The organism is Herbidospora solisilvae (genome assembly GCF_009901565.1).
Classification (GTDB): domain Bacteria; phylum Actinomycetota; class Actinomycetes; order Streptosporangiales; family Streptosporangiaceae; genus Herbidospora; species Herbidospora solisilvae.
On sequence record NZ_WXEW01000002.1, the window covers coordinates 450,608 to 467,086 of the forward strand.

The 16,479-nt window shown below is 73.2% G+C and carries 16 protein-coding genes; 6 read left to right on the forward strand and 10 right to left on the reverse strand.

What is annotated here, in order from left to right:
- The first annotated feature begins 218 nt into the window (after positions 1–218).
- Positions 219–1,004, forward strand: a complete 786-nt coding sequence (locus tag GT755_RS07770; protein ID WP_161479020.1) for a hypothetical protein — start codon at positions 219–221, stop codon at positions 1,002–1,004.
- On the opposite strand, the gene GT755_RS07775 is transcribed toward GT755_RS07770, so the two are convergent.
- Positions 998–2,065 (reverse strand): DNA alkylation repair protein, encoded by a 1,068-nt coding sequence (locus GT755_RS07775; protein WP_161479021.1) that lies wholly within the window; start codon positions 2,063–2,065, stop codon positions 998–1,000. The two genes, GT755_RS07770 and GT755_RS07775, sit on opposite strands and share 7 nt — an antisense overlap.
- A gap of 36 nt (positions 2,066–2,101) precedes the next feature.
- Entirely contained in the window at positions 2,102–2,485 is a 384-nt protein-coding gene (gene soxR, locus GT755_RS07780) for a redox-sensitive transcriptional activator SoxR (RefSeq protein WP_161479022.1), read from the reverse strand.
- Positions 2,486–2,537: 52 nt separating this feature from the next.
- Here soxR and GT755_RS07785 point away from each other — a divergent pair, with 52 nt between their 5' ends.
- Positions 2,538–3,062, forward strand: a complete 525-nt coding sequence (locus GT755_RS07785) for an NADPH-dependent FMN reductase (RefSeq protein ID WP_161479023.1) — start codon at positions 2,538–2,540, stop codon at positions 3,060–3,062.
- Positions 3,055–3,660, forward strand: a complete 606-nt coding sequence (locus GT755_RS07790) for an antibiotic biosynthesis monooxygenase (RefSeq protein ID WP_161479024.1) — start codon at positions 3,055–3,057, stop codon at positions 3,658–3,660. Before GT755_RS07785 ends, GT755_RS07790 begins: the two co-directional genes overlap by 8 nt.
- Here GT755_RS07790 and GT755_RS07795 read toward each other — a convergent pair.
- On the reverse strand, positions 3,657–4,112 hold the full coding sequence (locus GT755_RS07795; RefSeq protein WP_161479025.1) for a MarR family winged helix-turn-helix transcriptional regulator: 456 nt from the start codon (positions 4,110–4,112) through the stop codon (positions 3,657–3,659). The genes GT755_RS07790 and GT755_RS07795 overlap by 4 nt on opposite strands.
- 58 nt (positions 4,113–4,170) lie before the next feature.
- Here GT755_RS07795 and GT755_RS07800 point away from each other — a divergent pair, with 58 nt between their 5' ends.
- The gene (locus GT755_RS07800) at positions 4,171–4,545 is read left to right on the forward strand and encodes a cupin domain-containing protein (RefSeq protein WP_161479026.1); all 375 of its coding nucleotides are present in this window, start codon (positions 4,171–4,173) and stop codon (positions 4,543–4,545) included.
- Here the strand turns inward: GT755_RS07800 and GT755_RS07805 are convergent.
- The 6 genes from GT755_RS07805 to GT755_RS07830 all read right to left on the reverse strand — a co-directional run bounded on the left by GT755_RS07805 (position 4,542) and on the right by GT755_RS07830 (position 12,222).
- Positions 4,542–4,817, reverse strand: coding sequence for a hypothetical protein (locus GT755_RS07805; RefSeq protein ID WP_161479027.1), 276 nt, complete (start codon positions 4,815–4,817; stop codon positions 4,542–4,544). The two genes, GT755_RS07800 and GT755_RS07805, sit on opposite strands and share 4 nt — an antisense overlap.
- Before the next feature lie 4 nt (positions 4,818–4,821).
- Positions 4,822–6,579 carry a hypothetical protein gene (locus tag GT755_RS07810; protein ID WP_161479028.1) on the reverse strand — a complete coding sequence of 586 codons (1,758 nt, stop codon included), beginning with the start codon at positions 6,577–6,579 and terminating at the stop codon, positions 4,822–4,824.
- A 102-nt stretch (positions 6,580–6,681) separates the two neighbouring features.
- Positions 6,682–7,683 carry an NAD-dependent epimerase/dehydratase family protein gene (locus tag GT755_RS07815; protein WP_161479029.1) on the reverse strand — a complete coding sequence of 334 codons (1,002 nt, stop codon included), beginning with the start codon at positions 7,681–7,683 and terminating at the stop codon, positions 6,682–6,684.
- Positions 7,684–7,756: 73 nt separating this feature from the next.
- On the reverse strand, positions 7,757–9,934 hold the full coding sequence (locus GT755_RS07820) for a SulP family inorganic anion transporter (RefSeq protein WP_161479030.1): 2,178 nt from the start codon (positions 9,932–9,934) through the stop codon (positions 7,757–7,759).
- Between the two features lie 51 nt (positions 9,935–9,985).
- Positions 9,986–11,437: a hypothetical protein gene (locus GT755_RS07825; protein WP_161479031.1), complete on the reverse strand. Its 1,452-nt coding sequence runs from the start codon at positions 11,435–11,437 to the stop codon at positions 9,986–9,988.
- A gap of 227 nt (positions 11,438–11,664) precedes the next feature.
- Positions 11,665–12,222: a YbhB/YbcL family Raf kinase inhibitor-like protein gene (locus GT755_RS07830; protein ID WP_030454410.1), complete on the reverse strand. Its 558-nt coding sequence runs from the start codon at positions 12,220–12,222 to the stop codon at positions 11,665–11,667.
- Between the two features lie 238 nt (positions 12,223–12,460).
- Here GT755_RS07830 and GT755_RS07835 point away from each other — a divergent pair, with 238 nt between their 5' ends.
- Positions 12,461–12,970 carry a PH domain-containing protein gene (locus GT755_RS07835; protein WP_161479032.1) on the forward strand — a complete coding sequence of 170 codons (510 nt, stop codon included), beginning with the start codon at positions 12,461–12,463 and terminating at the stop codon, positions 12,968–12,970.
- On the forward strand, positions 12,967–14,424 hold the full coding sequence (locus GT755_RS07840) for a PH domain-containing protein (RefSeq protein ID WP_328794237.1): 1,458 nt from the start codon (positions 12,967–12,969) through the stop codon (positions 14,422–14,424). The genes GT755_RS07835 and GT755_RS07840 overlap by 4 nt, the downstream gene beginning before the upstream one ends.
- Here the strand turns inward: GT755_RS07840 and sepH are convergent.
- Positions 14,421–16,388, reverse strand: a complete 1,968-nt coding sequence (gene sepH / locus GT755_RS38460; RefSeq protein WP_202609754.1) for a septation protein SepH — start codon at positions 16,386–16,388, stop codon at positions 14,421–14,423. The genes GT755_RS07840 and sepH overlap by 4 nt on opposite strands.
- Between the last annotated feature and the right edge of the window lie 91 nt (positions 16,389–16,479).

The window sequence follows — 16,479 nt, forward strand, 5'->3', positions numbered from 1 at the left end:
GCGTATCCGGCGGCGGCGTGATGCACCATGCCGCACATCACCCGGAAAGCGCTCATCATCGCCGTCGTCCTCGCCTTCGCGATCTACGCTGCGCGTCCGCCTACACCTTCTGGAACGGTCCGCCCGCACTTATGGTGGAATTCCAGATCATCATGCGACCCGAACCTCACGTCCCCGGAATCCGTCTCTTCGGTTGGGAACCCGAAACGGGAGGCGTCATGCGCAGGTTCCTGGTGCTCCTCGCCGTCGTCCTCGCCGTCGCCGCGTGCACCCCCGACCCGGCGGCCCCGCCGAAGGCCCCCGGTCCGAAGGTCGCCGACCTGTGGCGTGACTTCCCGGTCACCTCGGCGCTCGACCGGCCGCTGATCGTCCTGGATCCGCTTCCGCTCACCGACGAGGCGGCCCGGGGGCGGGTGCCCGCCTCGGCCGCGCTGTCCGCGGTCGCGCCGCCGTCGAGGCAGCTCACCGTGCAGGGCCTGTCCCGGTACGTCACCCTCACCAGCGCCCGTGACGCCCTGGCGGCCATCCGTTCCCAGACCGCGCACGCGGCCCTGCCGGAGGCCCGCGTCACGGGCACGGAGCTCACCGTGTCCCCGTTCAGCACCGACCGGGGGCCGGTCGAGCTGCCGGCCTGGGAGTTCCGCCTGGCCGAGGGCGGCACGATCTGGTGGCCGGCCCTCACGGCGAGCCACTTCTGGCGGCTGGGCTCGATCGTGCCGTCCACGCTGGTCAGCGACCTGTCCGTCGACGGCCGGACGGTGTCGGCGACGTTCACGGTCAGCTGGGGCATGCCCTGCCCGGGTACGGCGGCGCCGCGGATCATCCCGACGGTCGTCGAGCATCCCTCGTTCGTCTCGATCGGGCTCAAGGCGTCGAGCACCGACATGGGGGACTGCGACCAGCGGGTGGCCGCGCCGCTCACGAAGGCGACGCTCACCCTGAAGGAACCGCTCGGCAACCGGGTCGTGGTCGACTTCGCGGGCCGGGTCGTGCCGGGTTACTGACCGGTCAGCACGAACGGCAACTCCGCCCGGGTCTCCCCGTTCACCATGATCTCCAGCCGGCGGTCTCCGACCGGTTCGCTGCGGGTGGTGACCGGGCGGAACGAATGGGCCTTGACCAGCGTGAACGTCTGCCCGGGGGCCGTCGCGACCCGTTCGCCCAGATGGAAGACGCGCCGCGAGCGCTCCCGGGTGACGGCGTAGCGCAGCACGAGCGGGCCGGGGGCGTCGGCCCGGACGGTCACCGTGAACCGCAGGTGCCCGCCGATCTGGACGGTCGCCGACTCGGCGGCCAGGGCGTCGACGGAGCCGCCGCCCGGGGTGGCCCCCACCAGCGTCAGCGCCCGCGGATGACCGGCGCGCAACAACCCGCGCAGGGCGTGGCGCAGCACGGCCCTGGTGTGTTCGCCGGGCTCGGACCGCCAGCGGTCGAGCAGGTCGAGCGCCAGGTCGGGGTGGTCTTTGGTCAGGTCGTTGACGTGGTTGGCGACCGACCGGCGCACGTATTCGCTCGGGTCGTCGCGCAGCGCGTCGAGGATCGGCACGGTCACGCCGTCGTTCAGCCACGGCACCCGCGACCCCCACGGCAGGCGGGGACGGGAGCCCTCGGACGCCAGCCGCCGCAGGTGCTCGTCGTCGGCGTCGGCCCAGGCGCGCATCACCGCGAGGGCCTCGGCCCGGTGGCGGGCCAGGAAGGGCCGTACGGCGAACTCCCCGGTCGCGAACGGGGTCAGCACGCCCAGCGTCGTCATCGCGTCGGCCAGGTGGCCGAGCCCGGCGAGCGCGACCCATTCGGTCGCGGGCCAGCCGCTCCACATGTCGAGCCGCACCCGGGTGGTGGCCTCGCGGAGCAGCGCGGCGGCTGCGGGGAAGTCGGCCGGCATCGCCGTGGCGAGCGCGGCGGCGACGGACCGGACCCGGTCTTTGAGTTCGAGGCCGTCGAGCCCCGCCAGGGCGGCGGCGACGAAACGGTCGCGGGGGAAGGCGGGGGAGCAGTCGGCGAGGCCGTCGGCGAGCAGGGTCACCGAGGCGGTGTTGATCTGGTCTTTCAGCGGTTCAGCCATAACCCGCCCATGCTGCCAGCCGCCACCGACAGAATCTCAGTCCAGCAGCGCGCATCCGTCGAACGACAGGCATCCGCATCCGGCGCACCGCGTGAACCGGTCGCGCATGCGTTCCAGCCGGTCGATGCGCGAATCGATGTCGGCGCTCCAGCATTGCGAGGCGCGCTCCCAGAACTCCCGGGTGGGCGCCCCGTCGGACGGCAGCAGGGCCAGCACCTCGCCCACCCGCGAGAGCGGGATGCCGAGGTGGTGGGCGGCGCGGATGAACGCCACCCGCCGCAGGGTGGCGCGGACGTAGCGGCGCTGGTTGCCGGCCGTCCGGCGGCTGTGGATGAGGCCCTGGCTCTCGTAGAAGCGCAGCGCGGAGTGGGGCACGCCGCTGCGGTCGGCCAGTTCGCCGATCGTGATGTCCGGGGTCATGCCCGGCACCCTAGCTTGACCTCAAGCGCGGTTGAGGTTCCAGGGTGGAGCCATGAACCTTGTCGTGATCGTCGGCAGTACCCGCCAAGGCCGGTTCGGGCCCGTCGTGGCCGAGTGGTTCACCGGCCACGCCCGGCAGCGGGCCGGCCTGACCGTGGAGGTCGTGGACCTGGTCCACGGGGAGCCCGGGGGCGAGGCGTTGCGGGCGGCGGACATGTTCGTCGTGGTGACGCCCGAGTACAACCACAGTTTCCCCGGCCCGCTGAAGACCGCCATCGACCGGCATGTGACGCCGTGGCAGGCCAAACCCGTGGGGTTCGTCTCGTACGGCGGCATCTCGGGCGGCCTGCGGGCCGTCGAGCACCTGCGGCAGGTCTTCGCCGAGCTGCACGCGGTGACGGTGCGGGAGACGGTCTCGTTCGTCTGGGCGCAGGGCCAGTTCGGCGACGACGGGCGTCCGCTCGATCCCGGCCCGTGCGGCGCCGCCGCCGACCGGCTGCTCGACCAGCTCACCTGGTGGGGGCGCGCCCTCACGTCGGCCCGCCGGGCCCACCCCTACGGAGTCCCCGTTGCCTGACCTGTTCTTCACCACCGAGTCGAACGCCGCCGACGGCTGGTCTCCCGCGCCGTGGCCGGAGGGGCTCGTCTCCTTCGAGGTGTACGAGAGCCTCGACGCGGCCACCGTCATGACGTACAGCCGATGGACCACGGACGGCGCCGCCTTCCTGAGGGAACTCACCGGAGCCGAGCCCGCCGCCTACCACCTCTACCGGCACGGAACCGACGGACGCGAGCCCGGCTGCGTGGTCGCGGTCGAGGCGGAGTTCGACGGCCCCGACCCCGACCGGCTGCGCCGCTGGATCGACACCGTCTTCGACGCCATGGCCGCCGAGGACCCGCACCCGGGCGGCATCTCGGGCCGCTTCCACACCAGCCTCGACGGCACCCGCATGCTCAACCTGGCCGGCTGGACCGGCGCCGAGGCCCACGAGGAGGCGCTCACCCTCCGCAGCCCGGCCTGGCAGCGGGTCTACGACTTCCCCGGGATGACCAGCGGTGGTTTCCGCCGGTACGCCCCATCAGGCCGCGCGCCGACATCGACCGATGACCGGGATCTTCCCCCTGACCTGCCCCTGGTGATCCTGGAGAGGACGGTCCCCGGCTGGGGGCGTTAGCCGAACCACCCCGGCACGTCGAGCCGGAACAGGTCGCCCGGGGTCATCCGCCGCAGCGCGTCCTCCAGGTCGTCGAGCCGGTCGGCGCCGAGTTCGGCGGCCCACCGGGCCCGCAGTTCGTCGAACACCTCGGCCGACCGTCGCAGGGCGTCCACCCCGTGTTCGGTCAGCACGACCGTCTTGCGACGGGAGTCGGCCGGGTCGGGGACGCGGGTGACGTAGCCGAGCCCCTCCAGCGTCTCGATGGTCTTGCCCGCCGCCTGTTTCGAGACGCCCAGCGTGCGGCCCAGCGACGCGGCGGAGTCGGCCCCCCGGGAGACCGCCTGCAGCACGAACCCGTGCATGGGCCGCATGCCGGGGTGGCCCCGCTCGGCGAGCTCCTCGTGGAGGGCGTCGATGAGCACGCGGAAGGCCATCAGCAGCCGCAGCGGCAGCTCGAACCCGTTTGACATGAAAGACAACCTGATTGACTATATGGACAACGACATTGTCTATCTTAGGGGATCCGCCATGACCGTCATCCGTGCTACCGAGGCCCGCCGCTCCGAGACCCCCGCCGGGGTCATGACCACCTTCGCCTCACCCGGCCAGGGCGGGGCGCGACAGTCCGTCTGGCAGGTGGACGCCCGGCCCGGAACCGCCGGGCCCAAGCATGACTTCGACCGCGAGCAGATCTGGGCGTTCGTCACCGGCGCCGCCACCGTCGAACTCGGCGACGCGACCTTCGAGGTCGCCGGGGGCGACACCGTGATCATGCCGCCGCACACCGCGCGCCGGGTCACCGCCGCGGCCGAGGGCTTCACCGCCGTCGTGACGGCGGCCGGCGACGCGAAGGCGATCCTGCCCGACGGGACCGTCCACGGCACCCCGCCCTGGATCGCCTAGAGCACCGGCCGGGCCCGCGCCAGCCACGCGTGCGGGTCGTCGGTGTCGACCGGGTAGACGAAGAACAGGTCGGCGTGGCCCGACGTCATGCTGTCCTCGGCCCAGTAGCGGCCGCACGACCCGCACCGAAGGATGCCGAGCCACCGCGAGTCGTCGCGCTCGACCACGTCGAGCAGGTGTTCCACCTCTCGCAGGTGCCCGGCCAGCACCAGGCCCTCGGTCTTGTCCCGCGGCGCCCGATGCCGGTCGTGCCCGCACGCGCATTCGTCCACGGGGTCACGATAGTGAGGGGGCGGTCTCGCGCAGCACGGTCGTCGTGCCCGCCGTCACCGTGACCTCTCCGGTCGGCTGCGTGCCGCCGTTCGGTCCCAGGGTGGCGATCAGGCCGCGCCCGGCCAGGACGTCTTTCACGGTCGGGCCGGTCACCGTGATGCGGGCGACGTCGCGGCTGCCCGCGACCAGGTAGTACCACTGGCCCGACGGCGCCTGCCACCAGGTCGCCGCCACCACGTGGCGCTTCAGGCGGCTGCAGTCCCACGTGCCGGCGCGGGAGCCGGTCGGGATGGTCACCGTCCGGCCGGGGGTGGCGACGGCGAGCACCGCCCTGACCGAGCTCGTCCCGTCGGCGTTGGAGAACCGGGCGCACATCCAGCGGGCCCGCGCCGACTCCGGCAGCTCACCCGACCAGAACTCCCAGGCCGTCGCCGCCTCGGCCTCGACCGGGGGGAACGGCAGCGCGCACGACAGGTGCGCCCACGCGCTGAACCCGCCCGGCGACACGTCGATCTCCTCGGGCCCCATCCGGTTGATCTCGGCGGGCGGCGGCGCCTGGTGGGTCACGTTCGCCAGCGCGAGCCGTCCCAGGTCGAGCATCGTGTACGCCATCCCGTGGGCCACCCCCGGCGCGCGCAGCCGCAGCACCGGGCCGCGCCAGCACGGACCGGCCGTGACCTGCGGCACCGGACCGGTCACCCCGCCGGCCAGGGCGACCGGACGCCACTTCGCGCCCAGCCGGCTCAAGGTGGCCGCCGACACCTCGGTCACCCACGGCGGCACCAGGTAACGGCCCCCCGACAACTTCAGCGGGGTCGACCCGTCGGCCTTCAGCCGGGGCTCGGGGAACACCTCCAGCGAGCGCGACCGCCCGGTCTCGGCGTAGCGGGCGACCCGGCCGGAGTCGCGGAGCAGCACGACCGTGGTGCCGTCGAGGCGGCCCGCGTAGAGAAGCTGCGGCGCGACCGGCGGGCTGGGCAGCGCGCCCGACACCGGTTGCGCGGTCACCTCGCCCTGCCAGGCCCGGACCGCGCGGGTCACCAGCCCGTCGTCGTCGGTCAGGTCGCCCCGGGGCTCCCAGGTGTGCAGGTCGAGGGTGGTGGTGGTCCGCCAGGTGCCGGGGGAGACCCGGCTGACCTCGGGTAACGCTGGAGCGGAGGTGGCGGCGCGGACGTCGTGCAGACCCAGCAGGTGGGGCACGCCCGCGACGGCGAGCAGGCCCGCGGCGGCGGCCAGCGTGATCAGGACCTTGGACGGGCCCCGGCCGTAGATGCGGGCCAGCGTCGGGTCGGCGGCCGGGCGGTGGTCCTCCAGGCGGCCGTGTTCGTCGTCGAGCGCGTCGATCAGCGCCAGCGCGATCGTCGGCTCGGCCACCCCGGCCGCCCCCAGCAGGCGCCGGGCCTCACCCGCGTCGAGGCCCTCGATGCGGGTGAGCGCGTAGGCGGCGCGGGCGGCCGGCGGGAGCTCCTCCAGCGCGGTGGTGAAGGCGCGCTCGTCGCTGCGGACGACCGCGGGCACCACCTCAAGGCGGCGCCCGAACCCGATCAGCGGATAGGGCCGCCGCTTCAGCACCCGTTTCAGCACGTCGAGGCGGGCCTGCTCCGGGTCGCCCGGACGCCGCAGCAGCGCCCGCGCGGCGAGACGGTGGGCAAGCAGCACCCGCCGCTCGCCGCTGTCGGGCGGCAACGTCAGATAGGCGAGCCACACGAGGTCGCGGTAGGGCCGGGCAAGGGCGGAGTTCCCCTTGATGGACCTTGCCATGGAAACGCTTCTCCCGAGTCATCACGTGGCGTAGCCGACTGAACGCGGCTCGTGAATCCTAGGGGCAGCGTTCCGCTCTCGGTGAGGATGCCGGGAAAGTCGTCAGCGCCGGCTGTCCCAGTCGGCCAGGATCGCGGCCTCCTTGTCCGGATCGATCCCATGGGTGAACCGTGCTCCGAACACCCGCTCCCCGACCGGTATCTCCCGCAGCCACTCCCACGTGTCGCGCACCGTCTCGCTCACCGGACGGCACGTCAGCCCCGCCGCACGGGCCTTCGACGAGTCGGTCAGCCACACCCCCGGCATGCTGTCGTCGGCCCACAGCGGGAACTCCGTCCACATCTGCACCCCGTGCTCGTGCAGCACCGCGTCGTCGACCCAGACCAGTTCGGCGTCCGACCCGGTCACCTCGACGCAGTCGCGCAGCCACTGGCCGTAGGTGGTGTTGGCCGGGACACCGCCGGTCAGGAACTTGCCCGTGGTGCCCTTCTCGGCCTGCGCGATCGTGAACGCGGCGATGTCGCGGGCGTCGATGAGCTGCATCTCCCGGTCGGGGTTCCCCGGCGCGACCACCCGGCCGCCGCGCTCGATGCGGGTCAGCCACCACGGCAGCCGGCCGACGTTCTCGTGGGGGCCGAGGATCAGGCCCGGCTGGACGATGAGCGTGCCGCCCTCGAAGTTCTCGCTGACGGCCAGCTCGCAGCCCGACTTGAGCGGGCCGTAGTCGCCCTCGGTCGCCTCGGGGTCGCCGGGGAACTGCTCCGACTCCTCGTTGACGCCGATCTCGCCGGGAAAGCCCTGGTAGGCGCTGATGCTGGAGATGAACGTGTAGTGGGCGGCGTGCCCGTTCAGCACGCGCACCCCGTCGAGCACCTTGGCCGGGGTGTAGCCGCACACGTCGACGACGGCGTCCCACTCGCGGCCCTCGACCAGGCGCAGCAGGTCGTCGTGGTTCTCGCGGTCGCCGTGCACCGTCTCGACGCCGGGACGGTCGGCCCGGCTCACCCCCCGGTTGAACATGGTCACGTCGTGACCCCGCGCGAGGGCCTCCTCGACGACGGCCCGGCCGAGGAACACCGAGCCGCCGATCACCAGAATTCTCATGACCCCATCCTGGGTGCCCGATGTCGGGTGGTCCGCCCTGTTTCACGGCGGGCCGATTTCACCCTGTGCGAAGTCAGAGCCCCCGCAGCTCCGGCACGGGGCGGAAGCCCTCTTCGTCGAGCACGTGCACCCGGGCGGTCGGGATGTCGAAGTAGAGCCCCGACAGCTCCAGCTTCCCGGAACGTTCCAGCCGCTCCACCATCGGGTGGGTGCGCAGGTTGTCGAGCTGCTGGATCACGTTGACCCGGCACAGGTGGTCGAGCGGCGCCTGTTCGGGCCCGTGGGGGGTGTTCTCGAACCGCTCGACCGAGTGGTGCCCGTGGCGCAGCCAGTTGCCGACCGCCGTCAGGCCCGTGGGCGCGTCGCCGAGCAGCGCCGCCATCGCGCCGCAGCCCGAGTGGCCGCACACCGTGATCGTGCTGACGCCGAGGACGCCGACGGCGTACTCGATCGACGCCGCCACCGAGTCGTCGGCCGGCACCGACTCGAACCGCGGCACCAGGTTGCCGACGTTGCGGACCATGAACAGGTCGCCCGGCCCGCTCGCGGTGATCAGCGAGGGCATCACCCGCGAGTCGGCGCAGGTGATGAACAGGTGGGACGGCGACTGCTTGCGCGCCATGCGGGTCAGCACCGGCCGGATCAGCGGCGCGGTCCGGCGCTGGTATTCGCGGGTGCCCTCCAGCAGGTCGCCCGGCTCGGCCGCCGGAGGGCGCCGGTCGGCCCACGGCAACCACGACCAGTCGAGCTTGGGCGGCGTCTTGGCCGGGAACACCCGCGTCCCGCTGGCGGCGGCCGTGTACCAGTCGTCGTGGAGCTCGTCGATGTCGACGGTGCCGCCGCCCCGTTCGTGCTCCAGCCGCCAGTTGTGCAGCGCCTCGAACGCCGCGTTGTCCATGAAGTCGACGTTGAGCAGCATGTCGACGTTGGCGCCGCGCGGGATCGTGCGCAGCGAGTCGGTCAGCCGGGGCACCCCGATGAAGATCAGCGACCCGGTCACCACCACCCGCCAGCGCCCGCCCGACGGGGTCACCTCGACCGACACCCAGGTCAGCCGTCGCAGCGCCAGCAGCGCGGCCAGGCCGAGCCCGATGACGATGCCCTCGGCCAGCCCGACCAGCACCACCGCGCCCATGGTCAGGAAGTAGATCGGCATCTCGCCGTGGCCGCGCAGCCCGCGCGCGGTGCCCAGGTTGACCATCTTCACGCCGATGAACAGCAGCAGCGCGGCCAGCGCCTCCATCGGGATCAGCCCGAGCGCCGAGGCGAAGGCGACCGTGGCGATCAGCACCCACACGCCGTGGAGCACCGTCGACCAGCGCGACCGCGCGCCCGCCCGGACGTTGGTGGTCGTCCGGACCACCACGCCCGACACCGGCAGCCCGCCCAGCCCTCCCGACACCACGTTGGCGACACCCTGCGCGCACAACTCCCGGTCGAGGTCGGCGCGCGGCCCGTCGTGCATGCGGTCGGCGGCCACGCACGTCAGCAGCGACTCGACCCCGGCGAGCACGGCCACCAGCAGGATCGAGGCGGCGATCGCGTGCCAGTCGCCCGTGGGCAGGATCGGCCCGGCGAGCTGGCTCAGCCCGTTGGCCAGGTCGACCTCGGTGAACTTCCAGCCCGCCAGCGCCGCCGTCACCGTCGCGATGGCGAGCGCCGCCAGCGGGGCGGGGACCAGCCGGACCTTGGGGATACGGTCCCAGACCAGCAGCACGCCGATCGTCAGCAGGCCGATCATCACCGCGTCGCCGTGGAGGGTGGCCACCTGGGCCGGCACCTCCAGCAGGTTGTCGAGCGCCGACCGCTGCGGGCTGCCGCCCAGCACGATGTGGAGCTGCGACAGCGCGATGACGACGCCCACCCCGGCCAGCATGCCGTGGATGACGGCGGGGGAGACCCCCAGGGCGGCCCTGGCCACCCGGAACGCGCCGAGCACGATCTGCAGCAATCCGGCCGCGAGTGTGATGGCGCAGGTCGCGCGCCAGCCGTACACCTGGACGAGATCGGCCACCACCAGCGACAACCCGGCCGCCGGACCGCTCACCTGGACGACGGACCCGCCCAGCGCGCCCGCCACGATGCCGCCGACGATCGCCGCGACCAGCCCGGCCGCGATCGGCGCCCCGGACGCCACCGCGATGCCCAGTGACAGCGGAACCGCCACCAGGAACACCACGAGTGAGGCCGGAACGTCATGCCGCAGCACCGATTGAACACGCTGCGTGGTCGAACTGTTACCCCCGGTCATGCGGCGACCTTATGCCAAGGTCAGCCGAGGGTCCTACTTGGGGCGGGGAAATCAGCGGTAATAGTCGGGTTGGTCGGTCTCGGGGGCGCCCCGGTGGGTGCCCCTGCGGCCGCCGCCGCTGCGAGTGGTCTGCTCGCCGTAGAGCTCGTCGTAGGAGGGCCAGCTGCCGCCGTTGTTCTGCGGCGGGGCGGGCGGGACGGCCCCGGGGTAGCCCTGCTGGTCGTAGCCGTAGGAGCCGGCCACCGAGTCGGAGTCGTCGATCGTCGCCCAGCCGGCGCTGACCTCGTAGGAGCCGGGCGCCGGGGTCGGCAGGTTGCCGGTCTGGTAGGCGCCGGTCGAGAAGTCGTTGTAGGACGGCGCCGGCATCTGGTAGCCCGCCGCCTCGCCGGTCGACCAGGTCGACCCGCTGCCCGGACGGGGCGGCTCGGGGTCGTCGAACACGTCGCCGCTGGTGCCGGCCCACGACGCGGGGGTGGCGGCCGGCGGCTGGTAGGCCGCGCCGCCCGCGGGCGGGGCGGGCCAGCCGGTGGGCTCGGGGTAGGCCGGCGGGATCGGTTCAGGCTGCGGCGCCGCCGGGACCGGGAAGTTCCCGCTGGTGTAGCCGGTGTCGTAACCGCCGTCGTAGGCCGGGCGGCTGGGGAACGGTCCGGTCGGGGGCTGGTCGTAGGAGCCCGGCCGTTCGAACATGCCGGTCGAGGGGCCCGAGGAGAAGGGGCCGGTCGCGGGGCCGCTCGGTTCGGGGGTGGGCGCGGAGAAGGTGACGGTCTTCTGCTCGGCGAGCTGCGAGGAGGGGGTGGCGCGCAGCCCGTCGACCATGCCGGTGTCGGGGGACAGGAAGCCGTTGGACGGGGTTCCGGTGTTCAGGGGGCCGGTGTTCAGGGGGCCGGTGCTGAGACCGGCGATCGGGGTGACCACCCCGGGGGTGAGCACGGCGGCGATCGGGGTCACGACACCCGGCGTCGGCGCGGGCTGGGCGGGCGGCTGCGCGGCGGCCGGGCGCTGAGGGAGGACGCCCTGGACGGTCGCGGCGTTGGGGTCGACGGAGCTGATGGGGGTCACCGACGCCACGGGGGCGGGACCGGCCGCGGCGGGCTCGGGCTCGACCGGGCGGGGGGTGGCCATGCGCTGCTTGATGGTGCCGCCGAACGCCCCGTCGTCGGCGCGGACCCGCGACCAGTAGTCGTCGTCGTAGTCGTCGTCGGCGCCCCACTCGTCGACCCCGCGTTTGCCGCGGGGAGCGCCGGCGGGCTGCTGCTTGACGCCCTGGCGGCTGCCGGGACGGGGGGGCGCGCCGGGGGCCTTGGCGGCCGGTTTCGGCGGCGCCTTCTTCGGCTCCTCGAAGGCGTCGAAGCCCTCGGGGAAGCTCTCGAAAAAGGTCTCTTCGGCGGGCCGGCTGCCCTTCTTCTTCGCGGCGCCCTCGGCCATCGCCTTGATGCGCTCGGAGGAGAGCGCGCTCTCTCTCCGGTTCATCGACCGCATGCCGAGTGCCACGACTATCAGCACCAACAGCACAACGGCGACAAGGCCCAAAATGACCGCGGTCATAGCACCACCCTCAAGGCCATGGCCTTCCAGCGGCGCCGGTGAGATCGCGCGGCCATCGACGCGACCTGCCCCCTGTGATCACCTGCGCTCAGCAATTCAGGATCCGATTCTGCTCGACCACAATGACCGTTGTCACACCCTAGGCGAAGATTGGTCCACCACTACTACCTGCGGTCATCAGCATGTCACTCGATGTCAGCCGCAGTGAGGCGACCTCGGGCGATCGTGTGTGACGCGATGGTGGCCAGACTCTCCGAGAGGGGGGCACCCTGCGGGAGGTCCAGTTCTTCGTTCAGGGCGTAGACGGTGAAACGGTAGCTGTCATTGGGCTGGCAGGGGGGCACATATCCGACTTTTCCACTAGTCGTCTGCCCCTGCCGTGCACCCCGGGGGGTGCCGTTCTCCGCGAGCTCGGTGGTGTTGGGGTCGATGTTGAAGACCACCCAGTGCACCATCGCCTTGTCTCCCGCGGCGTTGTCGTCGACCACGAGGGCCACCGACTTGGCGCCCGACGTACCCGACCAGCGGAGGGGCGGATTGCCCAAATCTCCCTTGCACGAGTAGCCCGACGGCAGCGGGTCGCCGTCACGGAACTGCGGGCTCGACACACTGATCACGTCGAGGTCGGCGGGCGATCCTCCGCCCACGATCCCGCAGCCCGAGGCCGATGCCGTCAGCGCCGCGACGGCCGCCGGAATGAGAGCGGCTCGGCGCGTGCGAACGGACTTCGTCAGCGACCCCATGCCCGATGATGCTACGCGGATCCCGCAGGTGCGCCGACCCGATCGCGATGATCCGCAGCGAGAAGAACCTCCACAAACGCCGGGTTCGTGCGGTGGTCCACCCCGGTCGGACCGGTGTGACCTGGGATTCCTATGATTCTGGTGGGGAAGTGGTACTCGCCGGTAGAAATCTTCAAGCGCGGGTTGGGGGGTGACCAACGGCACATCCCGACGATTTAGGGTGGGATCGTGATGCCAGATGCGTGACGCGCTGCGTGACCCTGCCAACCAGGTCTCGCCGAGGGCCAGGTCGCTCTGGTTCGCGGAGGCCGTCATCGTGACGGTGCTGCTGGTGGTCGGGCTGGTGCTGCTGTCGATGTGGATGACGGGGTGGGACTTCCTGCCCCAGTGGTTGCTCGACCGCACCTGGGTGGCCGCTCTCGCCATCGGGCTGGTGCTCGTGCCGTTCGTGCTCGCCGAGCCGGTCGTGCGGTTCGCGGTGCACCGCTGGGAACTGGCCGCCGACGTCGTCTACGCCCGCTCCGGCTGGTTGTCGCGCAAGTGGGTGTTCGTGCCGGTGTCCCGCATCCAGACCGTCGACAAGGCGCAGGGCTGGCTGGAGCGCTTCTTCGGACTCGCGACGGTCGAGATCCGGACCGCCTCCTACGCGGGGTCGTCCACGATCAGGGGGCTCGACTACGAGGTGGCCGCGCGGCTGGCCGAGGAGTTGTCGCGCCGGGCCCAGGAACTCCGGGACGACGCGACGTGAGCCTCCCCTTCCAGGAGCCGGTGCCCGAGGCCGCCCGGCTCAGCCCGCGCCTGCTGCTCATCGACCCGATCAGGGTGCTGCCCTCGCTGCTCGTGCCGCTCGCCGGGGTGCTGGTGGCCGGGGGGTTCTCGCCGCGCTCGTTCATCTGGGCCGCGCTCGGCGTCGCCGGTTCGGTCCTGTACGCCGTCGTCCGCTGGGCCACCTTCTCCTACACCATCACCGGCGGCCGTCTCGAACTGTCCCGCGCCTTCATCGGCCGTTCCACCCGCGTCATCCCGCTGGAGCGCATCCGCGGCGTCGACGTCACCACGCCCTTCCTCCACCGGCTGCTCGGGCTGGCCGTGCTCAAGCTCGACACCGGCGCCGGAGGCGACAAGCAGGAGGGCGAGCTCGACGGCATCACCGTCGAGGAGGCCGAACGCCTGCGCGGCGTGCTGCTGTCCCGCCACCACGCCGCCGCCCCCGAACTCCAGGAGCGGCCCGCCGCCCCGCGCGACCACGTGTTCCTGAAGGTCCCGCGCGCCTGGCTGCGTTACGGCCCGCTGTCCGGCGCCTACCTGTTCACCCCGTTCGCGCTGGTCGCGGGCGCGGTCGGCCTGGCCTTCCAGTGGGGCGGCGAGCTCGGCCTCGACGAAGACGACGCGGTGGCCGCCGGCGAGTGGCTCTGGGGCCACCCGCTGCTCCTCATCGGCGTGGCGGTCGTGCTGGTCGTGCTGATGCCGTTCCTGGGCGCGGCCATGTACGCCTTCTTCAACTGGAACTTCGTGCTGTTCGGCCGGGGCGACCACCTCGTGGCCGAGCGCGGCCTGATCAACCGGCGCGTGGTCTCCCTCGAACGCCGCCGCATCCGCGGCTACGAGATCGCCGAGAGCCCGCTGGAGCGCCGCGCCCGGGTGGCCCGCCTGTGGGCGGTGGTGACCGGCCTCGGCGACTCCCAGACCCGCGGCCAGCTGCTCCCCGTGGCCCCCCGCGCCGCCGTCGGCGACATCGCCGCCGAGGCCGTCGGCCCGTTCAGCGAGGCGCTGCGCCCTCACCCGCCCGCCGCGCGCCGCCGCCGCCTGTTCCGGGCGATCGCGCCGTGGGTGGCCGTGGCCCTGGTCATGTACGCCCTGGGCTACGCCCTCATCGGAGTCGCCGCCACGGTCCTGGCCGTGGCCGGAATCGCCCTCGGCCTCGACCGTTACCGGTCACTGGGCCACACCTACGACGGCACCCGGTTGTCGGTCCGCTCCGGTTCGCTGCGCCGGGCCCAGGCGGTCGTCGAACGCCGGGCGGTCGTCGGCTGGACCATCGAGCAGTCGTGGTTCCAGCGCCGCGCCGGGCTGGTGACCGTGATCGCCGGGGTCGGCGCGGGCAGCGGCGGCTACAAGGCGATCGACGCCGGAGAGACCCAGGCGGCCGCGTTCGCCGCCGAGGTCACCCCCGACTGGATGGCGCCCTTCCTCAAGCGCTAGTCCTGCTTGGGCGCCCCGAACATGATCTCGTCCCACGACGGCACCGAGGCGCGGCGGGCCCGCGACTTGCGGCGCGGGGCCGGCTTGGGCGCCGGGGCGGGCGCGGCGCCGGCGGGCACCGGCTCGGCCGGCTTCTCCTCCTTCGGCGCCGGCCGCTGCGCGGGCGGCTTCGGCTGCGGCGGCGCGGGCCGGGGCTTGACCGCCTTCGGCATGACCGCCGGAGTCGGCGGCTCCTCGACCTTGACGGGCTCCTCGGCGACCGGCTCGGGCGCGGCCTGCGGCGGCACCACGGCGGGCGCCTCCGGCGCGACGAACGCGGGCCCCTCATCGGCGGCACGCTCCACGCCCCCAGCGACGGCCCCGGCGTCGGCGGCCCGCGGTCCGGCCTGCGGGGCGGCCTTCGCCTCGTCGACCGCCGAAGCGGCCTGCGGGCCGGGCGTCGCGGCGGCGGCCTGAGAAGGGGTCGCCGGGGCGGTGACCTGCGGCGCGGCCGAAGGGGCCGGGGCGGCGTCCCCGGTCTGGGAAGCCGTGTCGGCCTGGGCGGGGGCCTGCGGCGCGGCCGAAGAGGCCTGAGCGGTGTCGACCGCCTGGGGAGCCGTGTCGGCCTGGGCAGCGGCGGCGGGGGCCTGCGCCTCGGGCGCGACCGGCCGGTTGTCGGGCGCGGCCGACTGGTCGCCGGACCCGGTCGTGGCGGTGCCCGGCTGGTCGGACGCGCCGGGGCGCGCCTCCGAGACGGGCACGCTCGGCTGGGCCTGCGGCACAGCGGGCGTGCTCGTGTGTGTTTCCGGCGCGACGGATGTGCTCGCGTGTGCATCCGGCGAGGCGGGTGCACCTGACTGCGGGCTTGGCGCGGTTGTGGGGCCGACCTCCGGCCCGGCCGATGCGACGGCATCGGCCGTCGGCTCAGGCGTGCTCGACGCTTCGGGAGCGGCGGTGGGCGAGGGCGCCTGCGCGGCCTGTCCGACCTGGGCTTCCGGGGCGGCGGGCGGCTCGGGTGCGTGCTGCCGCGTGGGCGCGACGGCCTGCGGCTCGGCCGCCGTGTGGTGCGGCTGCTGCGGCGCCGGCGCGTAGCGCGGCTCGGAGGATGCGGGCTCGGGCGTCGCGTAGCTGGTGGGCGCGCTGACCTGCGGCTCCGCGTAGCGCGGCTCCTGGTAGGAGGGCGCCGGGGCGGGCACGCGGGGCGGCTCGGGCTCGTGGAAGGCGGCGGGGGCGGCTTCGGGGGTGAAGCGGGGGGAGAAGTGGTCGGGCAGGTTGCCGGTCGGGGCGACCCTTAACGGTGGGGGCTCGGCCAGGTCGTAGTCGTAGTCGCGCGGCGGCACCGGGGCGAGCTTGCCCGCTATCCGGGGCACGAACGGCCGGACCGTCGCCTCTTCGGCCTGCGGCTCGACGTAGTCGTCGGCCGACAGGCGCATCGCCTCGTCGTCGTAGGGGGAGACGTGGCGGCGGCGCGGGTCGAAGAGCCACTCGGCGTGGCGGGTGTGGCCGTTCCAGACGTACCCGAGCTTGATGCGCCACAGGTTGTCGTCGCGCTTGCAGGAGTCCCAGTCGATCTCGTCGGTGGGCACGCCGCGCCGGGTGAGGCGCTCGGCGACGAGCTCGCCGAGCGTGGGGCGGGCGGCCGCCTCGCCGGGGAGGCGGACGGCGCAGCGCTGGGCCTGCTGGGCCATGTATTCGCGTTCCTGGAGCACCGGCCCCTCGAACCAGCGGACGCGCTCGACCGGGATGCCCGCCGTGGCGGCGATCTCCTCGGCGGTCTCACCGGCTCGGATCCGGGCCTGGATCTCCTTGGGACGCAACGGGCTCTCCACTTCGATCTCATATTGACCGAGACGGGAGAAGTTGCCGCGGACGGCAGCACGGAGCCGGTCGTCGACGGGCAGCGTGAAGCGGGTACCTCTCCCGGCCGTGGCCAGGACGAGATAGGTGCCGTCCTCACTCACCGCGACGAGACGGAGCTCCTGCATGCGAGTCCCTTCGTCGTGCGAAATCTTCCCCCGGACCCTTGAGTCTCTCGCGTGAGCCGGTTGCCTTCCAAGCACCGTACCCGGCATGTCC

What these genes read in the sequence shown, in the direction of transcription:
- GT755_RS07770 (WP_161479020.1), top strand. Translation starts at nt 219, where the DNA reads ATGCGCAGGTTCCTGGTGCTCCTCGCCGTCGTCCTCGCCGTCGCCGCG.
- GT755_RS07830 (WP_030454410.1), bottom strand. Translation starts at nt 12,222, where the DNA reads ATGGGGTCGCTGACGAAGTCCGTTCGCACGCGCCGAGCCGCTCTCATT.
- GT755_RS07800 (WP_161479026.1), top strand. Translation starts at nt 4,171, where the DNA reads ATGACCGTCATCCGTGCTACCGAGGCCCGCCGCTCCGAGACCCCCGCC.
- GT755_RS07810 (WP_161479028.1), bottom strand. Translation starts at nt 6,579, where the DNA reads ATGGCAAGGTCCATCAAGGGGAACTCCGCCCTTGCCCGGCCCTACCGC.
- GT755_RS07815 (WP_161479029.1), bottom strand. Translation starts at nt 7,683, where the DNA reads ATGAGAATTCTGGTGATCGGCGGCTCGGTGTTCCTCGGCCGGGCCGTC.
- GT755_RS07785 (WP_161479023.1), top strand. Translation starts at nt 2,538, where the DNA reads ATGAACCTTGTCGTGATCGTCGGCAGTACCCGCCAAGGCCGGTTCGGG.
- sepH (WP_202609754.1), bottom strand. Translation starts at nt 16,388, where the DNA reads ATGCAGGAGCTCCGTCTCGTCGCGGTGAGTGAGGACGGCACCTATCTC.
- GT755_RS07775 (WP_161479021.1), bottom strand. Translation starts at nt 2,065, where the DNA reads ATGGCTGAACCGCTGAAAGACCAGATCAACACCGCCTCGGTGACCCTG.
- soxR (WP_161479022.1), bottom strand. Translation starts at nt 2,485, where the DNA reads ATGACCCCGGACATCACGATCGGCGAACTGGCCGACCGCAGCGGCGTG.
- GT755_RS07835 (WP_161479032.1), top strand. Translation starts at nt 12,461, where the DNA reads ATGCGTGACGCGCTGCGTGACCCTGCCAACCAGGTCTCGCCGAGGGCC.
- GT755_RS07820 (WP_161479030.1), bottom strand. Translation starts at nt 9,934, where the DNA reads ATGACCGGGGGTAACAGTTCGACCACGCAGCGTGTTCAATCGGTGCTG.
- GT755_RS07795 (WP_161479025.1), bottom strand. Translation starts at nt 4,112, where the DNA reads ATGTCAAACGGGTTCGAGCTGCCGCTGCGGCTGCTGATGGCCTTCCGC.